Source organism: Gaoshiqia sp. US2, from assembly GCF_059705485.1.
Map to the genome: position 1 here is coordinate 2,826,121 of NZ_AP048550.1, position 19,339 is coordinate 2,845,459.

Genomic DNA, 19,339 nt, shown 5'->3' on the forward strand with positions numbered 1-19,339 from the left:
TGTTTAAAATTTAACAGTTAGTTTGAGGTTTATTTTCCGGTCAGTAAGATAGTTGGGGACTGCAAACATGTCGCCGTAATTACTGCTCACCCAAAAATAAGAAACCGTATTGTTAATTCCCAACAGATTTAGTATTTCAAGGGTCAGCCACATATCGTTTACTGAGCTCAGGATATTTTTGTTTCGGAATTGACTTTCCGGACCAATCAACACTTTGGAGAGCCCCAGGTCGATACGGCGGTAAGGCGGCATGCGAAAAACGTCCTGATAACGTTGCGAGTTGGGAGGTCCGGTTGGCAGACGCGATCCGTAAAAGGCGGCCAGGTGCAGGCTGTATGACGGGTTTCCGGGAAGGTAATCCTGAAAAAACAGACTGATGTTCAGAAACTGGTCGGTTGGCCGCGGAATCAGGCCGTGCCCGTCGCCCCGAATATCTTCACGGGTTTGCAGCAGTGAAATACCGGCCCACGATTCGATACCGCTGACAAATTCGCCGTTTACTTTCAGGTCGAGGCCGGCAGCGTAACCTGTTGCCTGTTGGTCGGCGAGGTAACGGATTTGCACATTCTCAACCTGATAGGGGACTAAATGAGAAAAGTATTTGTAATACAGCTCCGAACTTAGCTTGAAAGGCCGGTCCCAGGCCCTGAAGATGTAATCGGCACCCAGTACAATTTGTTGTGAATTCTGCGCTTTCGTATCGGGGTAAACGTTCCCGTTACGGTCTTTCAACTCTTTGAAAAAAGCAGGCTGCCGGTAGCTTCCGCCCGACAGGCGAAAAACAAACCGCGACTCCCATTCGGGAAAGTAACTGATGGAAAACCGCGGACTTACCAGCCATTCATCCGAATAATCCCAATAACCGGCGCGGACTCCGGCTGTCAGGTATAACTCGCCGGCAGTTAGCGGAACCTGGTAAGTATCCTGAAGGTAAGCGGAGGCCCGGATGGAATTCATGTGATTGTTGGTGTGCACGGTCCGGTAAAGCTGAATGTCGCTGCCGGAGTAGGGCAGCGAATAGCCTGCCGAGTCGCGCATTTCCCATTCGTGTATTTTGTCGGTAATTTTTTCCGATCGAAAATCGATTCCCCAGTTAAGCAGATGTTTATCCGAATTGAAGGCGCCTTTATGGGCCACGCTGACCACGCGGGCGTTGAGTTTGTTGCGGGCGTGGTTTAAAAAGCTGCCGATGCCGATGTTTAATACGCTGTCGCCGAACTGCCCCGAGGCCAAATCGCGCTCCAGTTCGTTCAGGTAATATTTGCCTAAAATATCGTAACTGACTTCTTCTTCGGTTTCAAAAACCGAGGAGATTAGTTTCAGGCTTAACTGGCTGTTTGGATGAAAGTTGGCCGAAAGCGCCCCCAGTTGGGTCATAAACTTGTCTTTTTCCTGACCGGAAAAATAAATTTTTGTTTGCAGCGGCTGGCTCCAGGTGCCGAAGGTTGTTTCGCGGGTTTTGGGTACAAAATGATAGTCGTTCCGGGCCAGGTTACCGAGAAACGACAGATCGAAACTGCTTGAAATGCGGTAGCTGACATAAGCCTGAATATCGGTAAAACGGGGGTCGTATTCTCCTGACTCGTCCAGGCTGTTTAGCAGGTACGAATTGGTTTTGTAACGAAGCCCGCCGATATAGCTTAACCTGTTGTTTTTGCTGTTGTCTTCAACATGAACCGAACCGCCCAGCATACTGGCCGATACGGAACCTCCGAACCCGGTGGGGCGGCGGTATTTGATGTCGAGTACCGAAGCCGTTTTATCGCCGTATTTGGCATCGAACCCGCCGGCCGAAAAACTGACCGACGAAACCAGGTCGGGATTGATAAAACTGAGCCCTTCCTGTTGGCCGGCCCTGACCAAGAAAGGGCGGTAAATTTCAATGTCATTCACGTACACGAGGTTTTCGTCGAAATTTCCGCCGCGCACCGAGTATTGCGAGCTTAACTCGTTGTTTGACGATACGCCGGGCAGGGTTTTCAGAAGCGCCTCAATGCTGCCTGCGCCGGCATTGGGCAGCTTACTGGCCAAATGAGGGTCAATTTGCGCGATGTTTGTCTGTCCTTTCCGCTGCTGATCAATTCTGACCTCCTCAATTTTCCTGGTATCTTCCAAAAGCGTCACGTTTAATTCAATCCGTTGTTCTTCTTCTGCCAAAATTTCTTTTTCGAAGCTTACATAACCCACGACAGAAAAGACCAGGGTGATTTTACGTTTCGCCGGGATACGGAGCAGGTAATTTCCTTTTTGATCGGATACGGTTCCCAGTGGAAATCCTTTGATGGAAATATTGGACAGATCAATGACCTGGCCATTTGCGCCGGTTACTTTACCGTAAACAGTTGCATTGTTACTTTGTCCGAAGGAATACTCAGTAAACTGAACGATTAAAAACAGGAAAAGGAACCGGATAACTACGCGCATGCCCACTCGATACTAATTTAGGATTTAACTGTTTTGCCATCGTTTAATTGTGCAATTTACATGAATTTTGCAAAAGGAAAGCCTTAAGAAACAGCAAACCTTGTTGTGCCGGTTACAGTTTGTTGTAAACAAAATTGGCGAACGTAGCCTTTCCCTCGCCAAAAGCATACACGCCAGCCCGCAGACTGAGGAATTCGCCAAACACGTTGTGGTTGAATCCGGTGGCATCAACGCTGCGTTCTACCCGGTTCCAGTCGGAGCCATTGGCGCTGTAGTAAAAGCTGATTTCATTTTCATCATCCAGAATACGCAGGAAGCCGTGGTTGCCCAACTCGTTCTTTACCCTGATTTTGGCGCTTTTCTGGTTAAATACGGTAAACTGGTCCTTGTTTACGGCAATGCGCATGTTGCCTTTTTCGTTGTAAAACAGGCATAAACCAGCCGTAACATCATCCTCAATCGTATATTCTACCATCACTTCGTAATGCCGGTCGGACGAGTTAACCAGCAGGGGAGAGCTTTCATCAAACGATTTTCCTTTGGCCCGGAGCGTCAGCCTGCCATCTTCCACAGTCACGCGTTCGGGTTCGTAAAGTTTGAAGAATTGCCATTGCAGCCCCAATTCAGTGCCTTCGAAATTATCCGACAGGGCTGTTCTGTTTTCTGATGGTTTTCCGGCCGGTTTGCGAATTAAATCCTCACTTTTTACATCCTCCGGAACCCGAAACCATTGGTCGGAAGTCCATTCAATGGGCAGCATCAGCGTTTGGCGTCCCAGCGTATGAAAGCCCTTTTCGTAACCGTGGTACATGATCCACCAGTTGCCGTCAACATCGTCTACCAGCGTGCCGTGGCCCTGGCTCCACCAGCGTTCGTTACGGCTTTCGGTATGAACAACCGGGTTGTAGGGCGAATTTTCAAACGGGCCGTAAGGCGATGTTGAGCGGGCTGAAACCACCATGTGCGATGTAGCCGGCCCTGCAGTGCCTCCTTCGGCAACAATCAGATGGAAATAGCCGTCCTTCACGGTTGATTTGGGCGATTCGAGGCAGAAACACTCGGTACTCCATTCTTTTGGGAATTCCCATCCTTCGTAATTGAATACCGGTTCTTCCTCGGTTGCCAATCCGTCTTCGGTAAGTTTCACGATATAACCTTTCGACAGGTACAAATAGCGGTTTCCATCGTGGTCCGCCACGTGGCCGGGGTCGATAAATCCGGGCAGTTTCAGGTCGATCGGATCGGACCAGGGGCCTTCGGGCGACATGGCTGTGACTACCCAGTTGGTGCCCCCTGCCGGAAAATAAATGTAATACCGGTTGTTGTGCCTGATCAAATCCGGCGCCCAAACCGAACCCACATACTGATGCAGGGCATGGACCTTCAGTTTATTGCCGGCTGTTTCAACCGTAATCCGGCAGTCGGGGCGGTAGCACGAGGCCGACACCGGATCGCTGATTGGCGTTGCGCTGCCGTTTTCATATTTCATCAACAGGAAGTCGATGGCATCGCCGTATCTGGTGGTTCGGATTAAGCGCAGGGCATAGCCGGTCATCTTCTCAATATCCATTTTGATGCCGATGTCCATATATTGCGCCCTGGCGCTGGAGAATCCCTGTCCGGCTGTTTTGGAAGGCACAGCAGTGAAACTGATTTTCATATCGCCAAACTGATCACCAACGGGCATGTAGTGCAGTCGCGCCCCTTTGGTGGCTTGCACCAGACCCGTATCTTGTGCCGCGCCATCAACACCCGGTCCGTAGTACCAGGGATCGCGGCTGTTGTCGGCTTCCCAATACCATTCGTGCGTATCGGTCGGAGCATAACTGTCGAGTACCCAGAACCCCGGCAAAACTTCCGGTTGATATGCTGTTGACATATTTTCCAGGTTGGGAATGAAAATACGGGGGTTTTGATTAACATCCTCCGGAGTAATAGTCGTGGTGTAAATGGTCTTTTCTGCATTTCCCGGATGGCAACGCAGATGTTTGGGTGAAACACGGGCCATGATGTAATAGCCAATGTCACCGGCAGATAGCTGATAGGCTTTCAGGGGTTTATTAAGTCGGGATACCGCGATTTCAATGGGATCTGTGCCCTGTGCATTGCGGCAGCGGTACCAGCTGATCTGCGATTGGTCGTCGTAAAGCATATCCAGCGTATAATTTACCGTCAGATGGCCCTTTATATCCTTGCTGATCACTGGTTCTTCAAGAAAAGCCGGAGCGGGTAAGAATGAGGGAGCAACGGTGAGGGTTGCTGCCGACTCCAAACCGGCATCTGTTGCCGCGATAATGACGACTTCTTTCGTTTCATCCTGGTTGTTGATTGGAATGACCTGACAAGTGCCGTCCTCCTGAACTTCCAGTTTTACCAGATCTTTGTACTCCGGGGGCAGCGACCAGTTCATGTTTTCGCCTTCCAACCCGAAGTTTCCAAAGCGATACGCTGTGGCGGTAAGGAGCAGGCTATCTTTGCCTGTTTCGAGCTTTTACCGTGTTGGATTCACCTGCAACATGGTTGGGAGCGAACTGTAGTTTTTGCCGCTTTCAACTTCTGCTTTTTTGATCAGCTTTTTGACGTTCATCGGGTCCCAATCGTCATCACCCCGTAACAGGTTCCATGTGTTGTAAATGAGTTTGTCATTGTACCTGATACGGTAGGCATTCAGAACCTCCTTTCCATGCATGTTGATGGTTACAAAGGCATTATCCCTGTCCATGAACACAGAATCGCCGTTTAGGCTAACCTGATACTGGTAATACCTCGCTTCGGTTGCAGGAAGGTCGCGCCAGCCCAGGTAGTCAACCAAATCTCCCTGAAATCGCGTATCTACAAGCGTTACCGGGCCTGGACCTTTTACCAGGTATTGTGGGCCGCGGGTGAATACCCGAATGTCGCTGTTCAGGAAAACCGCTCCGGTGCCAACCGTGTGGCCGAACGGTTTGCTGCTGTAAAAGTCGAACGTACAGTTGAGGTAAACGGCCGAGCCATTCAGCGCATCATCGGTCGATTCGAAGTGGCAACGCTCGAACAACGTGCGTTTGCTTCCCCAAAAGGGACCGGTGTTAAGGCGGCTGATGAAGTTGCAATTTCGGGCCAGCACTTTGTCGCCGTTTGAAAAAGCCAGCTGTCCCTGTACGATGGCAGAACTGCGTTTTTCCCGGTTCAGCTTAGGATTGAGCGGGTAGTTTAAATCGATGTTGCAATAGTTTCCAAAGGTGATGTTTTCAGCTGTCAACCCGTCGCCATTAAAATTGAAGCTGGTGAAGTTGCCCCTGGAGCCAATCGTCTGCCCGCGGTTAGCCGCCATAATCACGTGGTACGGATTGTCCGACAGACCATAAAATTTCAGCCATTGGCAGTCGATTTCAAGTCCGAAAGGCGTTCCTTGTCCTTCTTTGGGCAAGCGGATTTCCGGATCATCCGGATCGTCAATCCAGTATACCCAAGGTGCGATGTATAGCACCATCGGAGATTCTTCCGTTCCATCCGTGAGGTGTTTGGCCGCTTCGTTTACCGAATTATAAACGAACGGATGGCTGGCAGCTTCTTCATCGCTTAGTTGTCCGTCAATAAAAAAGGCTTTAGGCCCCAGTCGTATCTTTTCACCCCGATAGGTAATGGATGAACCTTCGAATACCAGATTTTGGTACAATTCTCCCCGTTGTACCTGTGCAAAAGAGGGCAGGTACCCTGTAACCAAGATGGCCAGGTTGAGGATCAGGTATTTTTTTAATCGGTTTGCATTCATGCGAGGGTATTTTATTTCAATTAAACACGATGTCTTTCCGGTATCATCAATTTCATCAGAGAGGCTGTTCTGTTGACCGTCCCGCTTTTTTTTCTTTGAGATAATTGATCAGCATGTGCATATTCCGGATGTATACACCCGTTGAGATGTATTCCTGGTCGGTGGTGTCGCGGTAGGGCGATGTATCGGTTTCATCGCCTACATTTACCGAACTGAATTGGTCGGTCATTTCCTGATTCTTTCCGTTGCCGGTGTAAGGATTGCTGATCATGGCATGTTTGGCCAGCCAGCGATTTTGTTGGTCGAGGGAGCTGATTATTTGGCGGATCATTTCCTCGTTTGCCGGAAAGTCAAACCTGAACCGGTTCAGATCATAAAATTTCTGGGGTGTTCCCGGCTGTTCAAATTTTCCGGGCTTGATGGGCGAATCTTTGGTCGCTTCTTCCGGTGAAAGAGCAGCTATCTGTTCGTATTCTTCTTTTAATTCCTGTAACGGTACCCGGCATTTTCCATAGTAATGCGAGAGCAGGCGCTGGTAGTCTTCGTTGGTAAAATAATAGCCGTAAGCAACGTTCGATCCTTTCCGGTGGACATACAGGGGTTTGTTGGTTTTTGTATCTACAAAAGTGGGGTGGGTACGTTCGCCTTCCGCCTGATCGGCCGGGAGCGCTGTTTCTTCGAGCCAGCGAATGGCGTCGGGTGCCCGGGACAGAAAACGCTTGTCGCCGGTGTACCGGTAAAACTTCAGCAAGAGACGGGCATTTTCGCAGGTGGTGGAGGGAAGAAAAGCAGCCGGTTCGTAGGTGCGGGCGCTGGCTGCCTCCAGGTCCATGTTCAGTTGTTGGCCCCAGGCGCCGCAACCGTCCTGCGAGAGCAAATAAAAGTTCATCCCTCGTTTGATGGGGTCGAGAAAACGTTCTTGTCCCAGGGTCAGGTAACACTGAATAAGAAAGTTGATATTTTCCCAGGTCACATCGTCGTTAAACGTGTAGCCTGAATAATTCATAAACTTTAAAAAGGTGAATATTTGATTTTTTCAGCCGTGGGATTTAATAACCCATATGCTGAAAAGAAAATTTGTTGTCTGCGATTGTTTTCGATTGGTCATTTTAGAGGTTGGCCTGTTTAGTTTTAGACCAAAAATTGTGTGTATTTTCTTCACAGAACATAGGTATTTTATCTTGTGCTTTGCAAGTGCCTGATTAATATGTATTTTTGAATATAGTTGGGTTGTTGCTAACGGCGCAACTGTCCGATTTCGAGGAAGTAATTCTCAAGCAGTTTGGCTTGCGGGCATGAAGCTGGAAATTCCACTTTTATTTTTGTCTTCATTTGTCTAACCTGGGCAGCAATTTTAATGAACCTTTCACGTAATGTCTTCATCGTAACAGCTGCCAACCCCTTTGTTTTTAGCATGTTCTCCTGCAACGAGTGCATCAGCACATAAGCGGCTGAATGCAAGAATAACCTGAACTGATTGGCATAAAAGCTATTGCACGACATCCGGCCTGATTGCAGGTAGTTTTTGTGGTCTTTGATATTGAGTTCCATCCTGCCCCGTCCGCAGTACCCTTGTTCGTAAAGTGCCTTTGTCCGGTATTCCCAAAGGTCGGTTACAATAAAACGAATATTGGATCCTTTGCTTGTCACTTCGATTTTAACAATCACGCGTTGCTGGTTTTCCCAACTACCCGCTTTGTAGCCAAATGAGTGATAACGCTTTATGGGTTTGGCATATCTGGCAAATTCATTTTCGCAACTCTTTACAAGAGTTTCAACACTCGAATTCAATACGCTGTTTCCGGTCAAGCCAGTTATAAAATGGATATTGGGTTGTCCAACGCACCAGTCCATCAACTCTTTGCTGCAAAAGTGGCTGTCGCCCCGAACAATGATCACCGTATTTTTCCACGATTTGCGCAAATGGGCAACAAGCCTTTTGAGTATCCCAAAAACATTGGCACTTTTGCTGCGCCTGCCTGGTTTGAGTATGGTGGTAATCAGTTTTCCCGACAAGCCTTCATAAATGTGAAGGGGCATGTAGCAATACTCTCCGTAATAGTTATTGAACAGGGTTAACTGCTGCCCCCCGTGGGTATCAATGTTGGTGTCATCGCAATCGATAATAATCACAGGAGGTTCCGAAGGGTAGGATTCAATAAACTTATTGGCAAAGGCATACGCGATGTTGTACAGTTCACTGGCTCTTGGGGTGTTCTCAAAACGGGTCATAGTTGATTGAGATGCCAAGGCATTCCCTGTCATGGGCAAACGTCCAACACTCATTTTCAGGATCGTGTCATCGCGCAAGGTATTGCAATCATTGGCATCTTCATATCCAGCAACAATCTGATATACCCGCTGTGCAGCAATCTCTTCCAAAGAGTGGTCAACATAGCTTTGATGCCGGGTGTCCTCAATACAAGTAACCAGCGACTTGATGATGCCAATCCGGCTCTCGATATCTTTGACCAACAGCAAACCACCATCTGAAGAAATCTCAGATGCAGTAAAACTTACCTCAATACGCTTATTGTCAATTGGTTGTAAATCGAAGAGTTTTCCCTGGCAAATTGCAACGTCTGTTTGCTTGTCCAGAGTTTTTTCGGTAATTTTATTTTCTGAAGAGCTCATGGAAATACGGTTGTAAGACGCTGTAAGATAGTAATTTATCTTTAATTTTCGTGAGCTTTTCTTCGTTTTTGTGAATTATTCAGGGTAGAATGAGGAATAATCCGGATGGCCATTTTTGCCAAAATCGTAACGCAGCGGGTAGCGTTGCGGCCAGCCTCCAAGCTGGTACTGGCTTTCGAGGATGAAGTCGATAGCCTTGTCGAGTGCAGGTTTGTAGGCCGGGTCCATTTTCTCAAGGTACATGCGCAATAGAAAACGGGCCGCATCGGAGGTAATGTCGTCGTCGAAGGTGGAGTTGCCGTAATAGTGTTGAAATTCTTCGAGCCGCCAGCCGTTTTTACCAATGGTGTTGTACCACTCTTTCAGGGAGCGGTCGCCGGCAAAGTCGATCATGTAGTTCCAGCCTCCTTCGTAGCTTTGTCCCCAGATGACGGCGGCGGCAGCTTTTTGGGCGGCCTGGTAGTAGTAGTCGTTTCCGGTAACATGATAAGCTTCCAGAAACAGGTGCCCCATGCTGATGGTACCCGGATGTTGCAGCCAGATCATGGTTTTGTAGGCTTCCATTTCGCCCCATTGACGCGAGAAATCGGGCAGATAATACCACAGGTAGCCGCCGTTTGTGCTTACCGTTTCAACCATAAACCGGGTGGCCCGGAGCATGGTTTCTTCTATTTCGCGGGTGATGTCTTTTTTAGGGGCCGACAGGCATACGGAGGATGCAAAAAAGACGAGGATAAAAAAAGTGCAGATTTTAGTTCTTTTCATCTTGGTTAGCTTGGTTGATTGTTGTTTGTGGGTATGAAGGTTTGTTTTAAAAGTATAGAAAATCTTCGGGTTTCAGCGCCTGTGGACTAATTCTCACCTGATAAATGGCCCCTTTAAACCAGGACCGTTTGTTTAGCCTGACCCCAAAGGAGGTTTGTCCGGTGTTGATGGGGCTAATGCTGACCGAGGCTTCCAGTTCCTTTTCTTTGTTGATGTAGGTAGATAACTTCCCGTTATCGACCACCAAAGCAGCATGGTACCACTGGTCGGGCGGATGGAGTCGGGTGGAGTCGATCAGTGCCATTTTTTCGGTTCCGCTTTGCAGGTAGGCATCAAAATACCAATGGGTAGCCGTGCTGCGCGTTTCCAGCAGTACGCGGTCGCCGTTTGCTTCGCCGCAGTGAAAAAATCGTTGTTCAAAGTTTCCCCGGCTGTCGGGGCGGAAAATGACTTCGATGGTAAATTGGGTTAGCTCTTTCAGGGGCATTTCATCCAGAAAAATGCCGTCATCCTGACCATCGAAACAAACGGCTTTCCCGTAGGGGGAATCAACCAACCGGGGTAAGCCGGTAATTTCGGAATAAGATTTTGATTCCAGTGTCTTTGCCGGAAAAAATTCAATTGTTTGCGAACGGGTAATGAGCGACGAAGTTAACATTAGCAGCAATAGTACAGTGGTTTTCATTTGTTAGGTTTTTTAGGATAAAGGTAATCAGCATTTCGGAGAGCTTGGTTTTAAAAACAAAGAAAGAGGCCATCCAGGTGGACGGCCTCTTTCTTATTCATTATAAAACGTTAACTGATTCCTGAAAATATTCAAGCTGTTTGCCTAACTCTTTTTCAATAATCAGACCTTATTCTTACTGATTGGGCAATCCGTAGCCATTTTTTACCTTACCTTTCGATTGGTCAATTACCGTCAGGGGCATCGCGTGATAATAACGAGGCGCACTGGTTTCACGGTCTACTACGCCATCGAGAATAGCAGCATTTAACATCGCTTTGGCATTGGCATCACTCCAAATCCGGATACCCCAATTTACTCTGGTATATCCGTCAGCTTGCAAGGCTGCGGCTTCGGCACCGTTGGGATCAATGTAGTTATACAAGCCTTTAATCGCCAGGTTTTTGGCCGGGAAATTCGCATGGGCTGTAGCTCCCCATTCGTAGATACCGCGCCAACCCGGGTAGAGCGCCGGATCATTTTCGTTGGTAGCTTCTTGTGTGACGACAGCAGTACTACTGCCATTTATCTGAACAAATTTAGTCCAAACATAATTGGAAAAAGTCCTTCCGCTTGGGAAGGTATAGTATCCGTTTGCTTCAAGGCCTGCCAGCATAGCTGCCATTTCCTGGCGAACTGCAATGGCTCTTTCATTGAACTTACCCGAACGGATCATGTCCCAACGAATATCGCCTTCGCCCAATAATTCCAATTTGCGCTCATTATAAATGGCATTCAACAGGGCTTCGCCCGTGAGGCCCGAAATGTTTTTGCTGGTATTGCCAAACGCCCGTTCACGAATTTGGTTTACCAACGAAATCGCTCCGGCATTATCGGTTCCCAGAATTGCTTTGGCCTCGGCAAGCATCAGCATTGCATCAGCCATCCGCATGATGACGTAGTTTATACCTGTCGTACGGTTTCCTGCGTTCGGATATGCCGGTACATCTCCTCTGTTTTTGTCCCATTTATTGATACTAGGGCCACCGCCTCCAATACGGGTACCTACGCCGAGCGGAATCAGGTTTTCCTGTCCGGTTGCCGCGTTGCTTCCGGTTACCACCATACTCACGTCACGACGTTTGTCGCCGGGTTCGTAAGCATTATAGAAAAACGAAGGAATGATACGGATGGCGGCAAAAGTATTTAAGACACTCATCACGGAACTGTTTGAACCGGGGCGTCCCATGCTGTATCCATATTCAGCGTTTCCAACGCCGGCAACAGTTCCTATTTCAAAGAGCGATTCGGAACTTACGCGTCTCGAGTTAACCTCTTGGAAATGCTTTTGGAACGGATTGTTGGCTGCCCGGCTGTCTGATGTAATCAGTGTTGCTGTTCCTTTGTGGGTATTCACAGCCGCATTCAGGTATTGCTCGGCGATTCTGATGTAATCCAAATAATCCGTGCGGCGTGCGTAAACGCAGGTTCCGTCATTGGAACCCTTTTCCTCAAATTGCACAGCGCCGTACAATCCGGACACATCTGTACGAATGGTTTGCCATGAACCCGCGTGAAGCGCGATCTCGCCAATCAGCGCATTGGCATAAGTGCGGCTAATTCGTTCAGCCGTAATTCCTCCTTGTCCCAGGGTGTACATTTTACTTTCTACTGCTTTGAGTTCTTCAAGAATCGTATCGATAATCTTGAAACGTGAAGTCAGCTCGTACTCTTCCACATATTTGTTTTCATAACCAAAGGGAACATCGCCAAAATGGCGCACGAGTTCCCAGGCGCAAAATGCCCATAAAGTTTTAGCTTCACCATAAAGATGTGTCCATTCGGTAGGCTCGCTACCTGTAAGCTCAGTCTGATATTCTCCTTTTTCCTTTATTAAATCGGCAATACGGGCAGCGCGTGCAAGTGTAATGTTCAAACTATTATACAGACCGGCACTTGCATTTATTGTGGTAGCAGTGGGTTGCAAGCGGGCAATTACATTGTTTGCCGTAGGAAACTCACTCATATATTCAGCATCAGATCCCAGAGGGTCTTGCCAGTTGTAGTTTCCGCCGTGTGCTGCATTTTGGCGATATTCGGCATAAGCCCACGATAGCGCTTTAAAGGCTTCATTGGGGTTCGACATAACAAAGTTGTCGTCGGATTGTCCTGCATTCGATACATCCAGATAGTCGCTGCACCCGGGAAACATGAACGGCAACAGCGCCAGGCATATATATAGTATTATTTTTTTCATCATTGCTATTCTTTAAAGATTATTATTCAATTACACAATTTAGAAAGTAGCATTTAATCCAATTACAAACTGACGGGCGCGGGGATAGGTTCCCCAGTCAAGCCCGGGAGTCGGATAACGGGCGTTGTTCATGTTTTCATTCGTATTTACTTCAGGGTCAAGTCCCGAATACCCCGACAGGGTAAATACATTGTAGATGGATCCGTATGCGCGGATGTTGCTTATTTTAGCCTTGCTGAGCAGCTGTTTTGGTAAGGTATAGCCTAAGGTCAGCGTATTGAGGCGAAGGTATGAACCGTCTTCAATACCGACTTCGGAAACATAGCCTTGTTGCAGATAGGTCGACGGCAAGGTTGCGTTTACGTTGGCCGCATTCAACTGTTCGGGAGTGGTCAGGCGTGCCAGGTTCCCATTTTGAATTTCGAAAAGTGTGTAGGAGTTATTCACGATATCCAATTTATTTCCGTACAGACCACCACCTTTGTTACCGTTATAGAGCGTTGCTAATTTATTGGCGTTGTAAATATCGTTCCCGTAACTCCAGTTAAAATACAAGGCAAGATCGAAGTTTTTGTAACTGGCGTTGACGTTGAACCCACCCGTATGTTTCGCATTCATGTTACCGATTTCGACATAATCTTTGTCGTCAATCACACCGTCTTCGAAAGCATCTACAAATTTTGGTAAGCCCGGATAAGCCTGTTGCTCACCGGGAACCAGGCCTCCGCGATAGGAAACAAATGCTTTTGAAAGATCGGCAACGTCATCTTTCAGCGTGTACATACCCGTTGCAGCATCGAAATTGAAATCGTCCGGAGTATAATATCCTTTACCATCTATCTTATAGCCCATGACGATACCAACGGGTTTGCCAACCTGCAACGCATAGTCGGCATTCGGAATTCCCGATTGCAGAAACTGAGTTCCGTAAGCGCTTTGAAGTCCTTCTGAAAGCTTGTCGATATTACCCCTGTTGAAGTTGATGTTGGCGCCTGCCGTAATGTTCCAGTCCTGGTTCTTAAACAGCACGCCATTCAGAGAGACTTCAACACCCTTGTTGCTGGTTTGACCTATGTTGGCGTAACTGGTTGTAAACCCGGTGATCGATGGAATGTCGGTCAGCATCAGCAAGTCTGTTGTGGTATTTTTGTAAACGTCGATCGTACCCCACAACCGTCTGTTATAGAGCGTAAAGTCAAGACCGATATTGCGTGTTATGGTGGTTTCCCATTTTAAATCGCGGTTTGCCATTTGGCTGGAAGCCAGGTCGTATGAAGGCTGAAGTTCATTGCCTAAGCCGTACTGCCAGCGTGGGTCACTTTCGGAAGTCCACAATTGCGACCACTGGTCGGCGCTAATGGCATCATTTCCTACTTCACCATATGAAACGCGAAGTTTTAAATCGTCGAGCCAATAGGTGTCTTTCAAAAACGATTCTTCCGAAACACGCCATGCAACAGAAGCAGCAGGGAAGTACCCCCAACGGTGTTCAGGAGAGAAGTTCGAAGAGCCGTCGGCACGGAAGGTGGCGGTAAACATGTACTTGTCGAGGAGCGAATAGTTTGCCCGGCCGAAATAAGATTGAATACGGCTTGGCGTAGAAACTCCCGAAGAAATTAATAGGTCTGAACCGTATTGTGAGATCATGGCAAATGCATTTGCCTTGGTAAAATTATTCGGAAATTTTCTGCCGGAAATACGCATGTTCGATCCTCCTGAGTCCGCTATTTCCTGTCCAGCCAGCAGGTTAATCCGGTGAATCTGGTTCAGGGTCATTTCATAACCCAGGGTGTTCGTCCAACGTAACGACCAACCTTCGTTCTTTCTGAGATCTGCGTCACCTGCCCATTTATGGCTTCCATCGCCATTCAGGTAGTTTTCCTCGTTAAAGCTGGCAGGTGTAGGTCCTCTCCATATTTTATTTTGCGTATAATCGCGGGTCAGGGTCAATTCCGTGCGATATTTCAAGCCTTTTATCATTTCCCAGTTCACACCGGCTGTGCCGCGAAGTGATTGTCTCAACGTCAGGTTCTCACGATCTTTGATAACTTTTACGGGGTCGTACATATCGTCAAAGACAAAAGACTCCTCGCCCAAAGAAGCATCGCCCAGAAAAGACAAATCGCCTTTTATATCTTCTATCGCGATCGGACGGAAACGGTACGACCCGGAGAGCGCAGAACCATACCCATTGGTGGTACTTTCGTTACCCATGGTTTCCCGATCTGTATAACGTACGTCCAGGTTGAAGTCCAGTTTTTTGTTTATTTTTTGGTCTAATTTGAAAGATGCCGTAGCTCTTTTGGAATAGGAGTTCAGCTTCATGCCGTCTTCGTCCATGTAGTTAACTGTGAAAATGACCTTTGTCTTGTCTGTTCCCCCTGTAATGGTCAGGTCGTGGTTGTGCGAGAATGAACTGTTATACACCTCCTTTTGCAGGTTGTATGGCGACACATTTTTATAAGCATCAATACCGGCAGAGTTACTGCCCGTGTAGGCTCCTATGCCAAATAATTGTTGAAACGGAGTGGTATAAGTTGTGCCGAAATAGACATCAAGAAGTCCCCATCTGTTTACCAGGTAATCGTATGGGTCAAAAGTATCAAGATATCCGGTGGGGGTATTGAATTTTGCATACCCGTTATAGCTCACTGTCGCCTGGCCCTCCTTGCCTCTTTTGGTCGTAACAAGGATAACCCCGTTTGCTCCGCGTGCGCCGAAAATAGCCGTAGAAGAAGCATCCTTAAGCACGTCGATGCTTTCCACCAGATCAGCCGGAATATCGCTGATGTTGCCGGGTATTCCGTCAATCAAAACAAGCGGGTCGTTGCTTTGGGAGATAGAACCACCCCCACGCACGCGAATCGAAATATTCGCATCAGGACGTCCGTCCTGAGACATGATGTTCACGCCGGGAAGTCGTCCCTGAAGCGCTTGTGCCACGTTGGCAACAGGAATGGCAGCTAATTGCTCTCCGGATACTGAAGCAACTGATCCGGTCACGTCTCGTTTCTTCATGGTACCATACCCAATCGCGACCACTTCTTCTAATCCAATGGTTTCTTCCTGCAACGTAACGTTGATTTGAGCGCGACCACTAATCGCAGTTTCTGCCAGTTTCATTCCGACAAACGAAAATTGCAGGGTGGCATCGGCCGGTACGTTGCTCAGGGAGTATTTACCATCCAAATCGGTAATGGTCCCGTTGCTGGTACCTTTTACCACGACAGTGGCCCCGGGGATGGGTTCACCGCTTTCTCCCCGTACAACACCGGTTACGGTTACATTCTGTTGCATCGCTGTTACTGTCCGGCTGCTATTGACGTTGCTTTTTAAAATAATTTGCCGGTCGACAACTTCGTAAGTGATTGCGGCTTGTTCGGCCAATTGGTTAAGAATATGGTCCAACGCCTGGCCTTCCGACTCGATGGTCACTTTTTGACCTTTCATGAACACTTCATCCTGGTACAAAAAGTAATAATTCGTCTGATCCTCAATTAACTGGATTACGTCCCGAACCGGAACATTTTTCAGTTTCACATTCAAGGATGTGTTTTGGGAGAAGGTATTTCCCCAACTGGCTATAAAAACCAGACATGAAAATAAGAAAGTTAGTTTCATTTTTCTTAGAATTAATCTGTAACCCTTTACTGCGAAAGGGTCACCCATTCGTGATTTTTTCATAAGTTTGTCATGTTTTAATTATTATACAAGTAATTAATCGTATCTGGCTGGTCTGTGATCGCAACACAGGCCGGCTTTTATTTAATCAAATATTTACCTTCTTCTGTTTTCGTAATTTGAATATTGGTGGTTGTTGCCAATATTCGCAATACATCGTCTTTTTCCGGCTGTAAGGCCAGTTTCCCGGTGATTTTTCTCTTTTCCAGGTTTGAGCTGTTGTAGCTCACCTGAATGTCGTAATAGCGTTCGAGTTTTTCAATAACCTTGTGAAGTTCAACGCTTTCGAAATTTAAAAAGCCGTTGTGCCACGAGGTGTAATTTTCTGCCTTCACTTGTTTTTTTTCCATGTTGGCATGGTCTTTATCGTAACACAGAATATCATTGGGTTGCAACGTGTGTTTGTTATTCAGCAACCGGAACGTATTTTCGGATATATGAACTTTTCCTTCCACAAGGACCACTTCAATTTTTTTATCTGTGGCGTAGGCTGAAACGTTGAAGGCTGTCCCGACTGCTTCTATTTGTATATCAGTCGTTTTTACGAGGAACGGTTTATCGGGATTGTGCTTTACCTGGAAATAGCCTTCTCCTACCAAAAACACGTCGCGGTGTTTCTTTTCAAAGGTATGAGGAAAAAGTAGACGCGAGCCGGCGTTGATGTGGGCCACGGTACCATCGGGTAGGGTAAGGGCCGAATTCTTTCCGTATGGAACAATGATCTGATTGATTCCTGGTTTGCCTGACTTTGTTACTACCGGAATGGTATCGGTCTGGTTGATCACGACAGCGCCATTGCTCAGGTAATCGATCTGGGAGTGTTTTTCGCGCAAGATGATGTGGTTGCCGTCAGCCAGAATTAACCGGGCATGTCGTCCGTTAAAAACGGAAACATTGGCCATTTGTGCACTGATTTCGCGAATGGTGTTTTGGTATTGATACTGCGTAAATAAGGTTCCCATGCCAAAAAACAACAGCGCCATAGCTGCATATTTCAGCGTGTTTAGAAAAAACTTACGGATTTTAACCGAATTTCTGCGTTGGCTTATTTTTTCGTAGACTCCAGGAAGGAGAGAGTTTATTTCATGTTGAGAAACAGGTTTTCCGGTTGATTTTAAGTGGATCAGGATCAATCGGGCTGTTTCGATATCGTCATGTTCTTCCGGATCATGTTCTTCCAGGTATTTTTCCCAATACCGTTGGTTTTGTTCGTCGGGCGAAAGGACGCGGCGCACAAAATTGTCGTTTTCGAAATATGCGAAAAATTTATCCATTGGAAGACCGTTACTTTTGTAAGGTCCCGGGCAGGCAAAAATATGGACAGTTTTTATCGGATTTTTTCAAAAAAATTAAAAGGAAATTGCTAAGTATTTTTGTGTCAATGGTTTCCCGGAGTGTTTTTATGGCCCGGTAAATTTGCTTTCGCGACGATTCGACACCGATTTTCAGAACTTTTGCTATTTCGGGATAGTCCAGCTCTTCTTCAAACTTCAGGTAAATAATTTCTTTTTGCTTTGGTGAAAGTTCTGCAATGGCCGCTTGCAGTTTTTGTTGAATTTCTATGGATAATTCTTTTTCAATCAGGTAGTCCTGAATATTGTATTCCGTTGAGAATTCCAGTTCGTCATCGTTTCCGTCAATCATTTGGAATTGCCATTTTTTGCGGTGGTTGATTTTCTTCAGTAAGTTGTGTTTCAGTGCAGTAAATAAATAGGGTTTCAGGTTTTTAATCTGCTTTCCCAAACGGTCGCGTTTCAGGTATAAATCGACAAACACCTCCTGAACGGCATCGCCAACAAGTTCGTTGTCGATATTAAACTTATGGCCATACTTTAATAAGCTTCCTGCATAGTGCTCATAGATGGCTGAAAACGACCGGTCGTCACCTGCAAGAAAAGATTGCCAAAGAAGTTCAGTTGGAAGTTGCTTGATCTCACCCATTAACCATTACCTATTTTTTTGCAAAGATAAGAATCGATTTAAATCATGAAATTTATCCGGTTAAATATCGTGTCAGTTTGACGTGATCTGGGATTTATTGAAAGGGATTTCATAAATTTATTCCTTCAAATACAGGCTTTATGGAACGCAGGGACTATTTAATCGACCAAATCCATCAACTGGGGCTTTTTATCGCCAAACTGATTGACCGTTTGCAAAAGAAAAAAGAACAGGGAGCGGAAGACCAATTGTTTACCGAGGCAACTGATGCCATTTGTGTTCAGTTTGGGTGGGATATGGAAGAACTGTTGTTTCTGGACGATCGCAGTTTTATCGGGCTGATGGATGAGAATTTGCTGACCAACGAGCATTTTGAACGAATGGCCGAAGTATTTGAGCTGTTAGGCGATCATGCCCTGGAACACGAAACCCTGCTACGAAAAGAACTGTACCTGCAAAAAGCCTTGTTGCTGCTGAATTATGTGGAGCATAAAAGCCACACCTATTCGATGGAAAGGCGGGATCGTATTGTTCAGCTGGAATCGAAATTAAAGGTTTAAAGGTTACTGCCTGATGTTAAAATAGCTTCCAGTCCTTCTTCGAGGCGAAATTCTTTCACAAAAATGCCTTCTTCCTTCAGGGCAGCCATAAAACCTTCGTTCATCATTTTTCCGGCCAACAACGGAAAGTCGAGCAAAGCGGGGAAACTCGCGGGATTATTTGGGTTTTGATAAAATTCACGACAACTGCCAACATCCATCGAAAGATAAATCCGGCAGGCCATCGGGCGCGCCGCGTAAGCCGAGCAGGCTCCGTCTTTCAGTAAGGGACAGGGGCTTTTATAACTGAGCATTTTTTCTTCGTCCAGCGCGCCGGTGATCTTGTTTTTATTGGTTGCATGACGCACAACTTCCGTTTGCTCTTCGGGGCTGAAATGGTTTTTCAGGTAATTTCCGAGGTAGTGTATTTCGTATGAATTGGCAAATACGGCCTGATGACAGCACCAGGCACATCCTTTTTTGCAATCAACGGTTACCTGTTGCCTTTGGGCCAGGGCAAGCAGCGAATTAAGCAGTTCGTCTACTGCTTTGTACATAGCGCCTATGTTTTGCAGAAATGCCGTTTCGTTTTTTATTTCCGCCACAGCTTGCTTGCCTAACCGGTAGCCGTCTTTGTAAAAAACCTGCCCATGCTCCGAAATCCCGCTTTTGCCCATACG

Annotated in this window: 13 protein-coding genes; 1 reads left to right on the top strand and 12 read right to left on the bottom strand. The window is 46.9% G+C overall.

What is annotated here, in order from left to right:
• Nucleotides 1-3: 3 nt before the first annotated feature.
• The 11 genes from AC6H3C_RS11290 to AC6H3C_RS11340 form a co-directional block, all read right to left on the bottom strand.
• Nucleotides 4-2,424: a TonB-dependent receptor gene (locus AC6H3C_RS11290; protein WP_497520885.1), complete on the bottom strand. Its 2,421-nt coding sequence runs from the start codon at nucleotides 2,422-2,424 to the stop codon at nucleotides 4-6.
• 112 nt (nucleotides 2,425-2,536) lie between these two features.
• Entirely contained in the window at nucleotides 2,537-4,834 is a 2,298-nt protein-coding gene (locus AC6H3C_RS11295; RefSeq protein ID WP_497520886.1) for a family 43 glycosylhydrolase, read from the bottom strand.
• A gap of 81 nt (nucleotides 4,835-4,915) precedes the next feature.
• On the bottom strand, nucleotides 4,916-6,178 hold the full coding sequence (locus AC6H3C_RS11300) for a pectinesterase (protein ID WP_497520887.1): 1,263 nt from the start codon (nucleotides 6,176-6,178) through the stop codon (nucleotides 4,916-4,918).
• Between the two features lie 55 nt (nucleotides 6,179-6,233).
• Nucleotides 6,234-7,184 carry a hypothetical protein gene (locus tag AC6H3C_RS11305; RefSeq protein WP_497520888.1) on the bottom strand — a complete coding sequence of 317 codons (951 nt, stop codon included), beginning with the start codon at nucleotides 7,182-7,184 and terminating at the stop codon, nucleotides 6,234-6,236.
• A gap of 230 nt (nucleotides 7,185-7,414) precedes the next feature.
• A complete protein-coding gene (locus tag AC6H3C_RS11310) occupies nucleotides 7,415-8,812 on the bottom strand; it encodes an IS1380 family transposase (RefSeq protein WP_497515887.1) in 1,398 nt (465 codons plus the stop codon).
• 75 nt (nucleotides 8,813-8,887) lie between these two features.
• Nucleotides 8,888-9,577, bottom strand: a complete 690-nt coding sequence (locus AC6H3C_RS11315) for a pectate lyase (RefSeq protein WP_497520889.1) — start codon at nucleotides 9,575-9,577, stop codon at nucleotides 8,888-8,890.
• Between the two features lie 46 nt (nucleotides 9,578-9,623).
• Nucleotides 9,624-10,262, bottom strand: coding sequence for a LamG domain-containing protein (locus AC6H3C_RS11320; protein ID WP_497520891.1), 639 nt, complete (start codon nucleotides 10,260-10,262; stop codon nucleotides 9,624-9,626).
• A gap of 175 nt (nucleotides 10,263-10,437) precedes the next feature.
• A complete protein-coding gene (locus AC6H3C_RS11325) occupies nucleotides 10,438-12,501 on the bottom strand; it encodes a RagB/SusD family nutrient uptake outer membrane protein (RefSeq protein WP_497520893.1) in 2,064 nt (687 codons plus the stop codon).
• Between the two features lie 36 nt (nucleotides 12,502-12,537).
• Nucleotides 12,538-16,119 carry a SusC/RagA family TonB-linked outer membrane protein gene (locus AC6H3C_RS11330; protein WP_497520895.1) on the bottom strand — a complete coding sequence of 1,194 codons (3,582 nt, stop codon included), beginning with the start codon at nucleotides 16,117-16,119 and terminating at the stop codon, nucleotides 12,538-12,540.
• 140 nt (nucleotides 16,120-16,259) lie between these two features.
• Complete coding sequence (locus AC6H3C_RS11335; protein WP_497520896.1) at nucleotides 16,260-17,453, bottom strand: FecR family protein; 1,194 nt, start codon at nucleotides 17,451-17,453, stop codon at nucleotides 16,260-16,262.
• A gap of 10 nt (nucleotides 17,454-17,463) precedes the next feature.
• Nucleotides 17,464-18,120, bottom strand: a complete 657-nt coding sequence (locus AC6H3C_RS11340) for an RNA polymerase sigma factor (protein ID WP_497520898.1) — start codon at nucleotides 18,118-18,120, stop codon at nucleotides 17,464-17,466.
• Nucleotides 18,121-18,260: 140 nt separating this feature from the next.
• Here AC6H3C_RS11340 and AC6H3C_RS11345 point away from each other — a divergent pair, with 140 nt between their 5' ends.
• Nucleotides 18,261-18,680 (top strand): hypothetical protein, encoded by a 420-nt coding sequence (locus AC6H3C_RS11345; RefSeq protein ID WP_497520900.1) that lies wholly within the window; start codon nucleotides 18,261-18,263, stop codon nucleotides 18,678-18,680.
• On the opposite strand, the gene AC6H3C_RS11350 is transcribed toward AC6H3C_RS11345, so the two are convergent.
• Nucleotides 18,677-19,336 (bottom strand): YkgJ family cysteine cluster protein, encoded by a 660-nt coding sequence (locus AC6H3C_RS11350; protein WP_497520901.1) that lies wholly within the window; start codon nucleotides 19,334-19,336, stop codon nucleotides 18,677-18,679. The genes AC6H3C_RS11345 and AC6H3C_RS11350 overlap by 4 nt on opposite strands.
• Between the last annotated feature and the right edge of the window lie 3 nt (nucleotides 19,337-19,339).